The organism is Salmonella sp. 32120201201600049SM (genome assembly GCF_017572835.1).
Classification (GTDB): domain Bacteria; phylum Pseudomonadota; class Gammaproteobacteria; order Enterobacterales; family Enterobacteriaceae; genus Salmonella; species Salmonella enterica.
Genome location: NZ_JAGESA010000004.1, coordinates 147,513 through 164,453 on the forward strand (window position 1 = coordinate 147,513; position 16,941 = coordinate 164,453).

The 16,941-nt window shown below is 50.1% G+C and carries 16 protein-coding genes and 1 other annotated feature; of the genes, 7 read left to right on the forward strand and 9 right to left on the reverse strand.

Annotation, left to right across the window (positions count from 1 at the left end; translation table 11 throughout):
- Positions 1–2: 2 nt before the first annotated feature.
- A complete protein-coding gene (gene creD, locus J4650_RS11375; protein WP_023226892.1) occupies positions 3–1,352 on the forward strand; it encodes a cell envelope integrity protein CreD in 1,350 nt (449 codons plus the stop codon).
- 57 nt (positions 1,353–1,409) lie between these two features.
- On the opposite strand, the gene sthE is transcribed toward creD, so the two are convergent.
- From sthE to arcA, 8 genes are all read right to left on the reverse strand, one after another.
- The gene (gene sthE / locus J4650_RS11380) at positions 1,410–2,495 is read right to left on the reverse strand and encodes a fimbrial major subunit SthE (protein ID WP_023993829.1); all 1,086 of its coding nucleotides are present in this window, start codon (positions 2,493–2,495) and stop codon (positions 1,410–1,412) included.
- 40 nt (positions 2,496–2,535) lie between these two features.
- Positions 2,536–3,093, reverse strand: coding sequence for a fimbrial protein (locus J4650_RS11385; RefSeq protein WP_023993828.1), 558 nt, complete (start codon positions 3,091–3,093; stop codon positions 2,536–2,538).
- Between the two features lie 17 nt (positions 3,094–3,110).
- Positions 3,111–5,648 (reverse strand): fimbrial outer membrane usher protein, encoded by a 2,538-nt coding sequence (locus tag J4650_RS11390; protein WP_001160707.1) that lies wholly within the window; start codon positions 5,646–5,648, stop codon positions 3,111–3,113.
- Between the two features lie 45 nt (positions 5,649–5,693).
- Positions 5,694–6,377 (reverse strand): fimbrial biogenesis chaperone SthA, encoded by a 684-nt coding sequence (sthA, locus tag J4650_RS11395; RefSeq protein WP_000680522.1) that lies wholly within the window; start codon positions 6,375–6,377, stop codon positions 5,694–5,696.
- A gap of 70 nt (positions 6,378–6,447) precedes the next feature.
- Positions 6,448–6,993 carry a fimbrial protein gene (locus tag J4650_RS11400; protein ID WP_000482235.1) on the reverse strand — a complete coding sequence of 182 codons (546 nt, stop codon included), beginning with the start codon at positions 6,991–6,993 and terminating at the stop codon, positions 6,448–6,450.
- A 338-nt stretch (positions 6,994–7,331) separates the two neighbouring features.
- Positions 7,332–8,003 carry a winged helix-turn-helix transcriptional regulator gene (locus J4650_RS11405; protein WP_000811635.1) on the reverse strand — a complete coding sequence of 224 codons (672 nt, stop codon included), beginning with the start codon at positions 8,001–8,003 and terminating at the stop codon, positions 7,332–7,334.
- A 384-nt stretch (positions 8,004–8,387) separates the two neighbouring features.
- Positions 8,388–8,702, reverse strand: coding sequence for a hypothetical protein (locus tag J4650_RS11410; protein WP_000749515.1), 315 nt, complete (start codon positions 8,700–8,702; stop codon positions 8,388–8,390).
- Positions 8,703–8,968: 266 nt separating this feature from the next.
- Entirely contained in the window at positions 8,969–9,685 is a 717-nt protein-coding gene (gene arcA, locus J4650_RS11415; protein ID WP_001194359.1) for a two-component system response regulator ArcA, read from the reverse strand.
- Positions 9,686–9,780: 95 nt separating this feature from the next.
- Between arcA and yjjY the strand changes: the two genes are divergently transcribed.
- The 6 genes from yjjY to thrC all read left to right on the forward strand — a co-directional run bounded on the left by yjjY (position 9,781) and on the right by thrC (position 16,051).
- Positions 9,781–9,921: a protein YjjY gene (gene yjjY, locus J4650_RS11420; protein ID WP_001541509.1), complete on the forward strand. Its 141-nt coding sequence runs from the start codon at positions 9,781–9,783 to the stop codon at positions 9,919–9,921.
- 399 nt (positions 9,922–10,320) lie between these two features.
- The gene (locus J4650_RS11425; RefSeq protein WP_023993827.1) at positions 10,321–11,007 is read left to right on the forward strand and encodes a tRNA/rRNA methyltransferase; all 687 of its coding nucleotides are present in this window, start codon (positions 10,321–10,323) and stop codon (positions 11,005–11,007) included.
- Between the two features lie 213 nt (positions 11,008–11,220).
- A complete protein-coding gene (thrL, locus tag J4650_RS11430; RefSeq protein WP_001575544.1) occupies positions 11,221–11,286 on the forward strand; it encodes a thr operon leader peptide in 66 nt (21 codons plus the stop codon).
- Positions 11,222–11,342 (forward strand) — a sequence feature (Thr leader region). (Overlaps the previous gene by 65 nt.)
- 25 nt (positions 11,343–11,367) lie before the next feature.
- Complete coding sequence (gene thrA / locus J4650_RS11435; RefSeq protein WP_001264677.1) at positions 11,368–13,830, forward strand: bifunctional aspartate kinase/homoserine dehydrogenase I; 2,463 nt, start codon at positions 11,368–11,370, stop codon at positions 13,828–13,830.
- 1 nt (position 13,831) lies between these two features.
- The gene (gene thrB / locus J4650_RS11440) at positions 13,832–14,761 is read left to right on the forward strand and encodes a homoserine kinase (RefSeq protein WP_000241685.1); all 930 of its coding nucleotides are present in this window, start codon (positions 13,832–13,834) and stop codon (positions 14,759–14,761) included.
- 3 nt (positions 14,762–14,764) lie between these two features.
- Positions 14,765–16,051: a threonine synthase gene (gene thrC, locus J4650_RS11445; RefSeq protein ID WP_023993825.1), complete on the forward strand. Its 1,287-nt coding sequence runs from the start codon at positions 14,765–14,767 to the stop codon at positions 16,049–16,051.
- Positions 16,052–16,144: 93 nt separating this feature from the next.
- Here thrC and yaaA read toward each other — a convergent pair whose 3' ends face one another.
- Positions 16,145–16,918 carry a peroxide stress protein YaaA gene (gene yaaA, locus J4650_RS11450; protein ID WP_000906175.1) on the reverse strand — a complete coding sequence of 258 codons (774 nt, stop codon included), beginning with the start codon at positions 16,916–16,918 and terminating at the stop codon, positions 16,145–16,147.
- Between the last annotated feature and the right edge of the window lie 23 nt (positions 16,919–16,941).

A 16,941-nucleotide genomic window follows, 5' to 3' on the forward strand; every position in this document is an offset into this window, starting at 1 on the left:
CTATGTTGAAATCCCCCCTGTTGTGGAAAATGATTACGTTAGGCGGCGCCATGATCCTGCTGTTAATTCCCCTGATGATGGTACGGCACACCATCGTGGAGCGTGCTGATTATCGAAGCCATGTGGAGAATGCTATTCGTCAGAGTACCAGCGGCCCACAAAAGGTTGTCGGCCCGCTGGTGGCGATTCCGGTGACAGAGCTCTATACCGTGCTGGAAGAGGAGAAAGAGGTCCAGTATAAGCGCAGCTATCTCTATTTTTGGCTGCCGGAGTCGCTATTGGTCGAAGGCAATCAAAACGTTGAAGCGCGAAAAATAGGTATTTATCAGGGGCAGGTGTGGCATACCGATATGGCGATAAAGGCGGAGTTTGATGTGGCCCGTCTGCATGAGCTGAACAGACCGAACATTACCCTTGGAAAGCCCTTTATCGTCGTGGGCGTCGGCGATGCGCGCGGTATCAGCGCAGTAAAAGCGCCGCAGGTGAATGGTGAAACGCTCACTGTAGAACCGGGGACCGGCTTACCGGAAAGTAGAGAGGGCATTCATATCCCGCTGCCGGACAGTCAGTGGGCGACGCGCAACCTGACGTTGGCGATGTCGTTAAATTTAAGCGGAACCGGCAGCTTTTCACTGGTTCCCGTCGGGCGTAGCAGTGAAATGACCCTGACCAGTAACTGGCCGCACCCAAATTTTGTGGGGGATTTTCTTCCCGGTAAACGCGAAATCAGCGGTTCAGGATTTCAGGCCCAGTGGCAAACCAGCCGGTTTGCCACGAATCTCGGCGAACAGTTTGCTGATGCGCAAAAGGTGGATTGGGACAACTTACCAGCGTTTAGCGTCGCTGTATCGACGCCAGCCGACCAGTATCAACTGACGGACAGAGCGACGAAATATGCCATTTTGTTGATTACGCTAACGTTTATGGCTTTCTTTGTCTTCGAAACCCTGACGGGGCAGCGGTTACACCCGATGCAGTATCTGCTGGTGGGGTTATCGCTGGTGATGTTCTACCTGCTGTTGCTGGCACTGTCGGAACATATCGGTTTCACGCCAGCCTGGATCGCCGCCAGCCTGGTGGGCGCGTTGATGAATAGCGTTTATTTGCAGGCGGTGCTGAAAGGATGGCGCAATAGCGTGCTGTTTACGTTAGCGTTATTGGCGCTGGATGGCGTGATGTGGGGATTGCTGCGTTCGGAAGATAGCTCGTTGCTTCTGGGTACCGGCGTTCTGCTACTGGCGCTTGGCGGCGTGATGTTCCTGACGCGCCATCTGGACTGGTATTCGCTCTCTTGTCAGCAACGTAAGTCATTACCGCCAGTACAAGATGACGAATTACGTTTGTGGAAATAAATCTAACGGGCGCGCGCGTTAACGTTTTCCCGCGCAGCGCCAGAAAATGTGATGCCGTTAGTTATAGGTCAGGTTTAATGTTGCCGTGGCATTCGCTTGCCCGGCCGTTACCGTGGCGGCGGTTTTATAGTAGCGCGCGCTAATTTTCAGGGTGGTCGACATATTCATGGTTCCGCCGTTAACCGTCTGGCTGCCATCGGCATTGGTGGTAATCGTGTGAGTAAAGAGAGCAATTTTTTGATTGATTGGCAAACTGTCGGTAAAGAAACCGGCGTCCGGCGCCTGAATACCCAACTGTACGCCAACGCCGGTTGCGCTGGTTGGCGCGCTTGCATTGCTCAACTGGATGACTGAATTATCAGGGTTATTTCCGCTGGCAGGCTGGGCGCTTAACGATGCGGAAATAGCGGTGCCTTGTTCGCAGGTCAATAAGATATCCTGCTCGCCTGTACCCGCGGTTTGACTGTTAGCGAAACTGCCTAAATTGACGCTGCCTAAATCAACGGTGATGGCAGGTGTTTCTACCCGACATCCCATCGCTTTCATAATCAATTGCGTATTCCCTAAATACAGATGGGTCAGAACATCGCCGCCGGAGTCTTCCGTTGCGCTATCGCGAAAAGATACGCGCGCCAGTGGACTTTGGAATGTCGCGGTACCGGAGGTGATCGGACCGCCTAAGGCAACCAGTTCAACATTGTAGGCGGGAGCCATCGCATGGTGTGTTTTATTGCCATCGCCATTATGGTAGGTATTATCGATTGGCATGACATTATCGTAAGGGCCAGCATTCGTTTGGGTTTTAATCGCAATGCCCACGCCGGAAATCCCGGTGCTAAATACCGGTGTGTTGTTCCCGTCATTCGCATTGATTGTCGCTGATGTATTTGACTGCGCGCTACCGGGTTCATATAAAAAACCGACCTTATAATCGCGACTACAGCCATCCATTGTGACTTCGGAGGTGGAAACCCAGCCCGATTGCCACAACACTTCGCCTGCGGTATAGGCGTGGCTATCCACCACAAGCTGCGACGGCGGGGTGATAGTGATCGCGCCTTCATTTCCGGAACGTTTACAGGAGGCGTAACCATGACCGGAATACGCGAACAGCAGAATAAGCGCCAGATATAACCTTCTCATGAAAAATTCCTGCTTTTATACCAGGTGAAATAGAAAGATGTTATTGCCATGCGATAGTGATCGTCACAACGGACGTGAAATCCCCTGCCGTGACTTTTCCATACGGGGTATACATCCTTGCGGCGACAGGCAAATTGGCTTCATGGGTATTACTGTTGATATCCACCGTGTAAGTGACGTTGTTGGCCAGATTGACCAGACTTTTACCGTCCAGGTTAAAAAGCTGTAATCCTAAATCCTGCGCCGGATTGGCCGCGCTGTTTGCATAAATCGCAGAAGCATAATTCGGATCGGGATAAGGTACGCCGTTAAATGAAATCGCGGCTTTTGTGGTCGTTGCCGGGCAATTCGTCATTTTTATGGTAAAAGGAATGGTGGCGGTATTGCCACCGGCCACGGCGATATCCGCCCGGGCATATTGTCCAAGAGAGATCGTGTCGGGGACCGTCACGGTACACGGATCGGCATAAATTAATCCCGTAACGTTAATGTCTACGGCATCTGCGGTATTGTATGCCGCGTTGATCGAGGGCGACCATAATGCCAGACCCGTGAACGTTAACAGGGTGGCTAATGCAGCAAATCTGTTCATATTCATCTTTTATCCCACCAGAATCACTGGCATTGCTCGTGTAAGATTTCTACGCCAGAAGCGGAGGGGGAGCTCGGTATACGGTAAGAGACCTGACACCGGTCTGCTGCTGTTGGTCCCCACTTCACTAATAACCGCCCTTGTTTTTCCAGTCCGGTTAACCAGGCCTGCCCCGCATCACCAACAAAACTGCTGTGATTGTCTGGTTTTGTTAAAGACGAGACGGTCGCGCCAAAAGGAACAGGCAGATTGTTTATGCGGGTTAATACCATCAATGCCTTGTAACCAATATTGGTTTTATATTCAGCCCTGACCACCGCGCCACGGGTAGGCACCAGCGTTTTACTGGTATCAATGAGCTCAATATTTTTTCTAATGCCCGTCGTATCTAAAGAGACTTCATTACGATGGTAAGGCGAAGCATAAGGTACGACGGCATAACCCCGAAAATCGGTGTCCACGCCCGTTTCGTTATTCACGGGGACACCCGCTGCGCCAGGAGCTTTAACCAATATGATGGTGTCGTCCATTGGCTGGGATAGTGTCAGGCCATTTCGATGTAACAGTACGCCGCCCTGAACGCCATAATTCAGACGGCGCATATGATTATCGTAGCTATACCCGCCGTTAATATCCGCATACGTCCCGTTATAGGTTGCGCTCACATTACCGCTGGTGGCTTTCTCTTGAGAGGAATAACCTTCCTGAACGCTCCATGAGAGATTTTTCTGTGCCAGCGCTGTTCCGTTTAAACCGACAGTATGCGTGGTATCGCCGTCTTTCGCGGAATTCATATTGTAGGTGGCATACGTTGACGGCATAAAGGCATCTAACGGAATACTAATATTGATTGAAATTTGCTGGTCATTACTGTCTTCCGTATCGTCGTCTTCATCCTGAGAATTATCGGCGTTCAGCGTATAAGAATAGTTAATGCCATAGCTTACGTTATGCCATGTGTTGTTATAGCCAATACCTAATGATGTGGTATGAGTGTCATTCCAGTAATCTTCATTATATAAAGTGAGTGAAATGGAACCGTAGATAATGTCTTGCGACAACGACAGGTCGGTGCGATTACGTACATGATCATAGTGACTATTATCGCTATAGGTATCCAGCACATCCTCAAGAGCGTAGTAATCTTTGGTCGAATAACGGTAGCCAGCGACAGTGAAATTGGTGCCTGTTGACTGAATATCTTTGCTGTAACGAATACGCCAGGACTGTCCGGTAAGCGTATCGCTAACCACATCGCCTGCTTTAATTTTTGACCATGAGTTGGTGACGTCTAAAGACAATGCGCCCAGATCGCCAAGGTTTAAGCCTGTCCCGATGAGCGCCGCATGATAAACATCATTGCTCAGCGTACTCTCTATTCCGCCATAGGCGGTTATGCCGCCTGCTAATCCGTATAAGGCCGTCAGTTCTGCGAAGTTCTGTTGCGCGGAATGCGTATCTGATGAACGCGTGCGGCCTACCGTCAGGTCGTATTTCAGGTGGCCTTCACGCTGTAATACCGGAACGCTGGCGTAGGGCACAATGAAATGCTGTTCAGAACCATCGGATTCTTTGATGGTGACGTACAGGTCGCCCGAACCGCCGGTTGGATAAAGATCGTTGATGGCGAATGGACCCGCCGGAACGTTAGTTTTGTAGATGGTATAACCGTTTTGTTCAACGGTTACCTGCGCGCTGCTTTTGGCCACCCCGCGAATGACCGGGGCGAACCCTTTCATACTGTCCGGCAACATATCGTCATCAGAAGAGATCTGTACGCCTTTAAATGAAATACTGTCAAAGACGTCCGCGGGCGTGTTATTTTCCCCGGCGATCAGCTGTCCTTTTAAAAATTCGATATCGCGAGAAACATAGGTGTAGGCAGAATCCCAGCTATTTTGCCCATCGCTATCATGATTCCAGGTTGAGTAGTTACGAAAACGCCATGCGCCAATGTTAATACCAGGGCGCAGGTTAGCGTATTCGCTATTTTCCGTCCGGTTTTCATCAATATCGTGATCCTGCGATCCGGTAAAACTGTAGTTCAGCAAAAAAGCATTAATGCCTTCATCCCATTCGCTGGTAGGGACGAATTCTCGCGGGTCGGCGATCAACGCGATTTGAGGGATCGCTAAATCCAGCCGGTTACCGATGACATTAAACTTTGCTACAGCGCCAGCCAGCAGACTAAGATCGGTACACCCGTTTGGGTCATTTTTAAGCTCGGGGAAGTTTTCTGTTTTTACGCCCCACTGCTTGAGTTGTTCAACGCTAAGACACGGCTGTAGGGAGAGCTTATTATCTGCTGATTTTTTATTTTTAAAGGCAATATTTTTTGTTTCAACACTGGTGTTATTAATATAAATATCAACATTATAGGTGCCTTCTGCCTGCCCCCCCTTTTCGAAAACCGATAGATCGACATTCTCCACGCCCGGTTCATCATTTTCCAACGATAATGGATTAAAATGATCATGCGCTAACGCTGGTTTTATGGAGCAGCATATAAAGAGAAACGATAACGCTAATTGAGAACGGGGCTCTACTCTGGAGAATTGCACAGTAAAAGTCCTGAAAGGGTAAAAGTAAAGTGAAGTCGTTAATGGCTAGAATGAACCGGAATGCGGCTCTAAACTCATCCCATAATCGCTGATTAATCGCCACGTTACCGTGCCATGAGGGGCGGCAGTAGAACCCAATTTAAATGACGCTGATGATTTTGGCGGAACGAAGGTCGCTGATTTCACTTCATGGCTGTTAAGCGTCACACTGGCAAAGTTCATATAATAGGGAGTGGGGTTATTTACGGTAATAACATCACCTGCCGTCTGCCATTTTAATTGTTGGCTCTGGCTATCAGGCGTTGATTTTGTTAATGCTGGTGGTCGATATATAAGCTTTATTTGGGTATTAATGGAGATTTCCACGCGGTTCGCGGAGGCATTATCATCAATAGAAGGAATACCCTTAATATTGAGCCAGTACATAGACTCCCGATCTGCAGGTAGGGGGGCGCCAGAGCGAATAACCCGAATACTGTTCTTTTGCCCGGCATCAAGGCGAAAAAGAGGCGGGGTGATAATAAACGCCTGCTTATTTGTGACCTGGGGATCGGCAACCGATAACCATGACTGAACAAGATTCGCTTTGCTGTCTTTATTCTCTACATTGATTGACGACTCATCATTATTGCCGTCGAAAACCAGTCGGGTTCCGCCAACAACAATGCTGGCATGGGCAACATGGCTTGTCAGTAATACGACCAACACGGATTTCTTTATGTGTTTCATTTTTTACTCTGTAAAGATGTTTTGCGCTATGGACTGGCATCCTGCCTGTCCACATCAGGATGAGAATGCCTTACTGATACGAAACGGTATACGTAACCTGAGTGCTAACATCTCCACCGGTTACGGTTGCGGAACCATCGTTTGCCATGGCAGCGTAATAGGTAAAGTCTGCTTCCGAACCGTCGGTTGGCAGGTTTACTGCGGCATCATCCGTGTTATCTGTCACATCGCTATGTGAAGCGTTCTGAATAGAAATACCGACACCCGCGGCGCCCGTTTCCGATCCTTCGTCCGCGTTTTTGAAGTACGTTGGGTTGGAATCATCTGTTGCGCCGTGGAAGCGGAACATGGCCTGGGTTGGTACGCCAGTCCCTGCTTCCGGGCAGCTAACCAGGCTTACGGTAAACGGCACGTAATCGGTTGTGGCGCCTTTTTCCGCGATGCGTTCTTTGCTGTAATTGCCTAAATCAATGGTGGTATCCGTGGAGCCATTAACCTGAACCGTACACGCCTGATCGTAAATTTTGCCATTGAACGTAATCGTATTCTGGGCAAATACCGGTGTGGATGCTACGGCAGTTAACATTGCCAGGATGATAATTTTCTTATTAAACATATTAATTGTTGCCTGATTCTATTCGCTGAAAAATAAAGATAGCTATATAAAATAAAATATTATATTTTACTCTGTATGCGCTTCTTTCTGTTCTGTAGATAAGCAGGCGGCTATTCTACGTATATCAACTATGAACTCAATGAAAATTCTGATGCAATATTGAACGGCAGTCCAGTTTCGGACTCGGTAACAAAGTTTAATAAAATACCACTAAAGAAGTATGGTTGATGACTGGATTTATAGAGCAAGATCTCTTTTTTGATAATAGTTATTATTTCCTGGAGGATTTATTTAACTCTATATTGCTTTATTTTTAAGAGTATACGACGCTTGTCCGTTTAAAATGAAACCGGCAGGTTTCGAAGCTCTAACAGTCTTCCATGCAGTATTTTTATATAGTCCCCCGCTTTTAGTTCTGAAAGTACCTGCATGATACGGCTGCGTGAAAGCCCGGTTCTCTGCTGTATGAAGTTCTGTGCGTTGATCTCAAATCGTGAGCTTTCAGGATACGACCACAGTTCAAGTAACAGCGCTTTTATCTGGCTATAGGCGTCCTGCCCGATAAGGTTTCTGTCACGGTTAGTCATGAAAGCAATGCGGTACATCAGGATGTTCGAAATGTCACGCCAGAGATGCTTTTCATCGGCTATTTCCACAAAATCTTTTACTGGGACAGGATAATATTCACAGGTGGTTTCGGCGATAAAAAAGACGTCTGAATTCTCTTCTAACTGGTATAAGTCAGCATAGGCATCTACAAGGCCTAAAATCATTGGTGAGACACCGCAGCCCATTACAATGCTGTCGATACGCCGACATACTTTAATAGCGCCTTTAGTGATTAACAGGATGTGGGATTGATTATCAATCTTGATATCCAGTGTTTTACCGGCCGTAATAGTGACAGGGGAGATGTTTTGAATAACGTGCCGATGAATATTTAAAATGGCTTGCAGGTTTTTTTCTTTCCCTGTGGGACGATACACATTCCCGCCGTTTAACTGCTTCATATCTTCCCCATTATTATGGCTGATAAAGTGGTTGACTATTAAAAGGTAAAGATAAATTTAATATTCACTTAAAATTATAATTAAGTAAATTAAAATAGCCAACAAGAATATTTAAGTCAATGTATTCACCTTATCAATGCATGAGCGACAACGCTGTTTGTAAGGTTAACCATAGTAAATGTGATGATTTTATTTGCAATCATTTTATGACAGCTATCATAGGTACCGTGCTTAACGAGCGCGTAGAGCGTACAGGATAGCGAAGCGATGAACATCGCTGTTGGAGGATACGAATGAGAGAAAAGTACAAAATGCAGGCGGGCGGCGTTTTACTGAGCGAAATCGCCGCCTGCCGGAACTCCTCCCGGCGGGAGCCATAAGCGGTTAGCGGTACTGGACGATCAGACTTTGAATCTCCGGATGATCTTTTAACGACACGTGCCGTACCGTGGCGATTCCATTCATCAACGAAATAGCGTTTCCAGACGGTGTGGCGACTGTCTGTAAATGGGGGATATTATTCCGCAAACATGATACCTCGATATTGCGATCGTGAGGCGCAAGATTACAACCATATTCGACAATCTGGCCTTTGAAATGAATAACGCCTGCGGAGACCGGCGCGGTAGCAGCCAGCGCGGCTGATGAAGCTGACATCGCTGCACAAAACAGGTAGCAGCATAATGGTGATTTTTTCATCCTTTGAAACCTCACGTCCTGTGAGCATCCCCTTATTTTTTGGGGACTAACAAATCCCGTGTATTACTCTTTAATGTAAATACACAAACTACCTTAACTTTCGCAAGCTGAGATAAACAGCGCTATACGACAATTTTTATGTAAAAGAGTACGTCATAACGGCAGGTCAGGAGGGAAAGCGAGGCCGCTTAGCGGAAGGGGGACATAAGAAACAGCCAGTAAGAATAACTTACCGGCTGTTTTTACGGTTTGGCGCCTGGGCCGAATTAATCCTGCAGGTCGCCGCAGAAGCGATAACCTTCGCCGTGAATGGTGGCGATGATTTCCGGCGTATCCGGCGTGGATTCGAAATGCTTACGAATACGACGAATGGTAACGTCAACAGTACGGTCATGCGGCTTCAGCTCACGCCCGGTCATTTTCTTCAACAGCTCTGCGCGTGACTGAATTTTGCCAGGGTTTTCGCAGAAGTGAAGCATCGCGCGGAACTCGCTGCGCGGTAGTTTATACTGCTCGCCGTCCGGGCCGATCAGTGAACGACTGTTGATATCCAGTTCCCAACCGTTGAACTTGTAGCTTTCAACGCTACGACGCTCTTCGCTGACGGTACCCAGGTTCATGGTACGGGACAGCAGATTGCGGGCACGGATGGTCAATTCGCGTGGGTTAAACGGTTTGGTGATGTAATCATCCGCGCCGATTTCGAGGCCGAGAATTTTGTCGACTTCGTTATCGCGGCCCGTCAGGAACATCAGCGCAACGTTAGCCTGTTCACGCAGTTCACGCGCTAACAGGAGACCGTTTTTCCCTGGCAGATTGATATCCATGATCACCAGGTTGATGTCATATTCAGAGAGGATCTGATGCATTTCCGCGCCATCTGTCGCTTCGAATACATCATAGCCTTCCGCTTCGAAAATACTTTTCAACGTGTTGCGTGTTACCAACTCGTCTTCAACGATAAGAATGTGCGGGGTCTGCATGTTTGCTACCTAAATTGCCAACTAAATCGAAACAGGAAGTACAAAAGTCCCTGACCTGCCTGATGCATGTCGCAAATTAACATGATCGGCGTAACATGACTAAAGTACGTAATTGCGTTCTTGATGCACTTTCCATCAACGTCAACAACATCATTAGCTTGGTCGTGGGTACTTTCCCTCTGGACCCGACAGTGTCAAAAACGGCTGTCATCCTAACCATTTTAACAGCAACATAACAGGCTAAGACGTACCGGACACCTAATAAAACTACGCTTCGTTGACATATATCAAGTTCAATTGTAGCACGTTAACAGTTTGATGAAATCATCGTAGCTAAATGCTAGCTTTCATCACAAATTTGCAATATTCCAACTAGTTACGTAAGCCAACTAATAAATGTGATGAATCCAAAGAACAGGATCTATTTTAAATTAAATTATCCTAAATAAACAGCAGGATAACGATGTTCTGTTAACATAAACAGCAATAGTACAGATACGCAATAGTGTAGCGTCTTTTACGAAATCAAAAATGCTTTTTCAGTGATATCCGTTAAAATTTTGTAAATTTGCGAAGCGTAATATGCTTACAAACGCCAGCTAATTTCCTGTAAATTAGTCAAAAAGAGTAATGAAATGCGTGTAACAATCGTTCTTGTCGCTCCCGCCAGAGCGGAAAATATCGGCGCAGCCGCCCGGGCTATGAAGACCATGGGATTTACTGACCTGCGTATTGTCGACAGCCAGGCGCACCTGGAGCCCGCCACCCGTTGGGTCGCACATGGTTCTGGAGATATTATTGATAATATTGAGGTTTTCCAGACCCTTGCCGACGCGCTCCACGATGTGGATTTTACCGTCGCGACGACAGCCCGCAGCCGGGCAAAATTTCATTACTACGCTTCGCCCGCTGAACTGGTTCCCTTATTACAGGAAAAATCACGCTGGATGCGTCATGCCGCGCTGGTTTTTGGCCGTGAGGATTCCGGTTTGACCAATGACGAGCTGGCGCTGGCGGATGTATTGACCGGCGTGCCGATGGCGGCGGATTACCCTTCGCTCAATCTGGGTCAGGCGGTCATGGTGTATTGCTATCAATTAGCAGGTTTAATGCAACAGACCCCGGAATCCGTTGATATTGCTGATGAATCGCAGTTACAGGCGTTACGCGCGCGCCTTTTACGCCTGCTAACGACTCTGGAGGCGACCGATGACCACAAATTAACCGACTGGCTACAACAGCGAATCGGCCTGCTGGGACAGCGAGATACGGTAATGTTGCACCGTTTGGTTCATGATATTGAAAAAAAACTAACAAAATAACGTGCTGTAATTTTTAAAATAATAAGAGATTACGTCTGGTTGCAAGAGATCATAACAGGGGGAATTGGTTGAAAATAAATATATCGCCAGCAGCACATGAACAAGTTTCGGAATGTGATCAATTTAAAAATTTATTGACTTAGGCGGGCAGATACTTTAACCAATATAGGAATACAAGACAGACAAATAAAAATGACAGAGTACACAACATCCATGAACCGCATCAGCACCACCACCATTACCACCATCACCATTACCACAGGTAACGGTGCGGGCTGACGCGTACAGGAAACACAGAAAAAAGCCCGCACCTAAACAGTGCGGGCTTTTTTTTCGACCAGAGATCACGAGGTAACAACCATGCGAGTGTTGAAGTTCGGCGGTACATCAGTGGCAAATGCAGAACGTTTTCTGCGTGTTGCCGATATTCTGGAAAGCAATGCCAGGCAAGGGCAGGTAGCGACCGTACTTTCCGCCCCCGCGAAAATTACCAACCATCTGGTGGCGATGATTGAAAAAACTATCGGCGGTCAGGATGCTTTGCCGAATATCAGCGATGCCGAACGTATTTTTTCTGACCTGCTCGCAGGACTTGCCAGCGCGCAGCCGGGATTCCCGCTTGCACGGTTGAAAATGGTTGTCGAACAAGAATTCGCTCAGATCAAACATGTTTTGCATGGTATCAGCCTGCTGGGTCAGTGCCCGGATAGCATCAACGCCGCGCTGATTTGCCGTGGCGAAAAAATGTCGATCGCGATTATGGCGGGACTTCTGGAGGCGCGTGGGCATCGCGTCACGGTGATCGATCCGGTAGAAAAATTGCTGGCGGTGGGCCATTACCTTGAATCTACCGTCGATATCGCGGAATCGACTCGCCGTATCGCCGCCAGCCAGATCCCGGCCGATCACATGATCCTGATGGCGGGCTTTACCGCCGGTAATGAAAAGGGTGAACTGGTGGTGCTGGGCCGTAATGGTTCCGACTATTCCGCCGCCGTGCTGGCCGCCTGTTTACGCGCTGACTGCTGTGAAATCTGGACTGACGTCGATGGCGTGTATACCTGTGACCCGCGCCAGGTGCCGGACGCCAGGCTGCTGAAATCGATGTCCTACCAGGAAGCGATGGAACTCTCTTACTTCGGCGCCAAAGTCCTTCACCCTCGCACCATTACGCCCATCGCCCAGTTCCAGATCCCCTGTCTGATTAAAAATACCGGCAATCCGCAGGCGCCAGGAACGCTGATCGGCGCGTCCAGCGACGATGATAATCTGCCGGTTAAAGGGATCTCTAACCTTAACAACATGGCGATGTTTAGCGTCTCCGGCCCGGGAATGAAAGGGATGATTGGGATGGCGGCGCGTGTTTTCGCCGCCATGTCTCGCGCCGGGATCTCAGTGGTGCTCATTACCCAGTCCTCCTCTGAGTACAGCATCAGCTTCTGTGTGCCGCAGAGTGACTGCGCGCGTGCCCGCCGTGCGATGCAGGATGAGTTCTATCTGGAGCTGAAAGAGGGGCTGCTGGAGCCGCTGGCGGTTACGGAGCGGTTGGCGATTATCTCTGTTGTCGGCGACGGTATGCGCACGCTACGCGGCATTTCAGCGAAATTCTTCGCCGCGCTGGCGCGGGCTAATATCAATATCGTGGCGATCGCTCAGGGATCTTCTGAGCGTTCCATTTCTGTGGTGGTGAATAACGACGATGCCACCACCGGCGTGCGGGTAACGCACCAGATGCTGTTCAATACCGATCAGGTGATTGAAGTGTTTGTCATTGGCGTCGGCGGCGTCGGCGGCGCGCTACTGGAACAGCTTAAACGTCAGCAAACCTGGCTGAAGAACAAGCACATCGATCTACGCGTGTGCGGCGTGGCGAACTCAAAGGCGTTGCTAACCAATGTGCATGGCCTGAATCTGGACAACTGGCAGGCGGAACTGGCGCAAGCGAACGCGCCGTTCAATCTGGGACGCTTAATTCGCCTGGTGAAAGAATATCATCTACTCAATCCGGTGATTGTTGATTGTACCTCCAGTCAGGCGGTGGCCGACCAATATGCCGACTTCCTGCGTGAAGGGTTCCATGTGGTGACGCCAAACAAGAAAGCGAACACCTCGTCGATGGACTACTACCATCAGCTACGTTTCGCCGCCGCGCAATCACGGCGCAAATTCTTGTATGACACCAACGTCGGCGCCGGTTTGCCGGTAATCGAAAACCTGCAAAACCTGCTGAATGCCGGTGATGAACTGCAAAAATTTTCCGGCATTCTTTCCGGGTCGCTCTCTTTTATTTTCGGTAAACTGGAAGAGGGGATGAGTCTCTCACAGGCGACCGCGCTGGCGCGCGAGATGGGCTATACCGAACCCGATCCGCGCGACGATCTTTCCGGTATGGATGTGGCGCGTAAACTGTTGATCCTCGCCCGCGAGACGGGCCGCGAGCTGGAGCTTTCCGATATTGTGATTGAACCGGTGTTGCCGGACGAGTTTGACGCCTCCGGCGATGTGACCGCCTTTATGGCGCATCTGCCGCAGCTTGACGACGCGTTTGCCGCCCGTGTGGCGAAAGCTCGTGATGAAGGTAAGGTATTGCGCTATGTGGGCAATATCGAAGAGGATGGCGTGTGCCGCGTGAAAATTGCCGAAGTTGATGGTAACGATCCGCTCTTCAAAGTGAAAAACGGTGAAAACGCGCTGGCGTTCTACAGCCACTATTATCAGCCCTTGCCGTTGGTGCTGCGCGGCTACGGCGCAGGCAATGATGTGACGGCGGCGGGCGTGTTTGCCGATCTGTTACGGACCCTCTCATGGAAGTTAGGAGTTTAACATGGTGAAAGTGTATGCCCCGGCTTCCAGCGCGAACATGAGCGTCGGTTTCGACGTGTTGGGCGCAGCCGTCACACCCGTTGACGGCACGTTGCTGGGCGATGTGGTATCCGTTGAAGCAGCGGACCATTTCCGTCTGCATAACCTGGGGCGATTTGCCGATAAACTGCCGCCGGAGCCGCGTGAAAATATTGTTTATCAGTGCTGGGAACGTTTTTGCCAGGCATTGGGGAAAACCATCCCGGTGGCGATGACGTTGGAAAAAAATATGCCGATTGGTTCCGGGTTAGGGTCCAGCGCCTGTTCCGTCGTCGCTGCGCTGGTCGCGATGAATGAGCACTGCGGCAAACCGTTAAACGACACGCGTCTGTTGGCGCTGATGGGCGAGCTGGAAGGCCGTATCTCCGGCAGCATCCATTACGATAACGTCGCGCCGTGCTTTCTTGGCGGTATGCAGTTGATGATTGAAGAAAACGGCATTATTAGTCAGCAGGTGCCGGGCTTTGATGAGTGGCTATGGGTACTGGCTTATCCGGGCATTAAAGTTTCTACCGCAGAAGCACGGGCCATTTTGCCTGCGCAGTATCGCCGTCAGGATTGCATTGCGCATGGACGGCATCTGGCCGGTTTTATTCACGCCTGTTACTCGCGGCAGCCGCAGCTTGCCGCCGCGCTGATGAAAGATGTTATTGCCGAACCATACCGCGCGCGTTTACTGCCGGGCTTTAGCCAGGCGCGGCAGGCGGTGTCGGAGATCGGCGCGCTGGCGAGCGGGATTTCCGGGTCGGGGCCGACGCTGTTTGCGCTATGCGATAAACCGGAGACGGCGCAGCGCGTCGCGGACTGGCTGAGCAAACATTATCTGCAAAATCAGGAAGGCTTCGTTCATATTTGCCGGCTGGATACGGCGGGCGCACGAGTAGTGGGATAATCAATGAAACTCTATAATCTGAAAGACCATAATGAGCAGGTCAGCTTTGCGCAGGCCGTCACGCAAGGACTGGGCAAACAGCAGGGACTTTTTTTTCCGCACGATCTGCCGGAGTTTAGCCTGACGGAAATTGATGAGATGCTCAACCAGGACTTTGTCAGCCGTAGCGCAAAGATCCTCTCGGCATTTATTGGCGATGAAATACCGCAGCAAATTCTGGAAGAGCGCGTCCGCGCGGCGTTTGCGTTCCCGGCGCCGGTAGCGCAGGTAGAAAGCGATGTCGGCTGCCTGGAGCTGTTCCATGGTCCGACGCTGGCCTTTAAAGACTTCGGCGGGCGTTTTATGGCGCAAATGCTGACGCATATCAGCGGCGACAAACCGGTGACGATTCTGACCGCAACGTCAGGCGATACCGGCGCGGCGGTGGCTCACGCGTTCTATGGCCTGGAAAATGTGCGGGTCGTTATTCTCTACCCGCGCGGTAAAATCAGTCCGTTGCAGGAAAAACTGTTCTGTACGCTGGGCGGCAACATTGAAACCGTGGCGATCGACGGCGATTTCGACGCTTGCCAGGCGCTGGTGAAACAGGCATTTGATGACGAAGAACTGAAAACGGCGCAGGGGCTGAATTCAGCTAATTCGATTAATATCAGCCGCCTGTTGGCGCAAATTTGCTACTACTTTGAAGCCGTGGCGCAATTGCCGCAGGGGGCGCGTAACCAACTGGTGATCTCTGTACCCAGCGGCAACTTTGGTGATTTGACGGCAGGACTGCTGGCGAAGTCGTTAGGCCTACCGGTGAAACGTTTTATCGCCGCCACCAACGTCAACGACACGGTGCCGCGTTTTCTGCATGACGGAAAGTGGGCGCCGAAAGCGACGCAGGCGACCCTGTCGAATGCGATGGATGTCAGCCAGCCGAATAACTGGCCGCGCGTGGAGGAGCTATTCCGCCGTAAAATCTGGCGCCTGACTGAGCTGGGCTATGCGGCGGTGGATGATACTACGACACAGCAGACGATGCGCGAGCTGAAAGCGAAAGGTTATATCTCGGAACCTCATGCGGCGGTAGCGTATCGGGCATTACGCGACCAGTTAAACCCTGGCGAGTATGGCTTGTTTCTCGGAACGGCGCATCCGGCGAAGTTTAAAGAAAGCGTGGAGTCCATTCTGGGAGAAACGCTGGCCTTGCCTGAAGCGCTCGCCGAACGCGCCGATCTGCCGCTGCTTTCACATCATCTGCCTGCGGATTTTGCCGCCCTGCGTAAGCTGATGATGACCCGCCAGTAACCATTGCGCCCGGTGGCGCTGTCGCTTACCGGGCCTATGGGGTGGTGTCGATTTGTAGGCCGGATAAGGCGTAACCGCCATCCGGCGATGCCGTTACTGCTCGTAGCGTTTAAAGACCAGCTCGTCTTGTGTGGAGGTTTCTTCATCAAAGAAATACCCTTCACGGTCAAACGCGGTAAGCTGTTCCGGCTTCGTTAAGCGGTTTTCAATAATAAAACGGCTCATCAGTCCGCGCGCTTTTTTGGCGTAGAAGCTTACCACTTTAAACTTGCCGTTTTTCTCATCAAGGAACACGGGCTTAATCAGTTCGGCATTCAGTTTCTTCGGCTTCACCGATTTAAAATATTCCTCGGAGGCCAGATTCACCACCACCCGATCGCCCTGCGCCTCAAGCGCTTCGTTGAGCTTATCGGTAATGATATCGCCCCAGAATTGATAAAGATCTTTGCCGCGCGGATTCTCCAGGCGAATCCCCATCTCCAGACGATAAGGCTGCATTAAATCCAGCGGGCGCAATACGCCATACAAGCCAGAGAGCATACGCAGATGTTGTTGAGCAAAATCAAAATCCGCGTCGTTGAACGTTTCCGCCTGTAGGCCGGTATAAACATCGCCTTTGAACGCCAGAATCGCCTGGCGTGCATTATCCGGCGTAAAATGAGGCTGCCAGTCATGAAAACGCGTGGCGTTGAGATCCGCCAGTTTGTCGCTAATTCCCATCAGCCTGGAAATTTGCGGCGCCGAAAGCTGGCGGGCCTGTTGAATAAGCTGCTGGCTGTGATCCAATAGCTCCGGCTGGGTATAGCGGGTCGTGGCCAGCGGGCTTTGATAATCAAGCGTTTTTGCAGGTGAAATCAGAATCAGCATATCCAGTCCTTGCAGGGAATTTT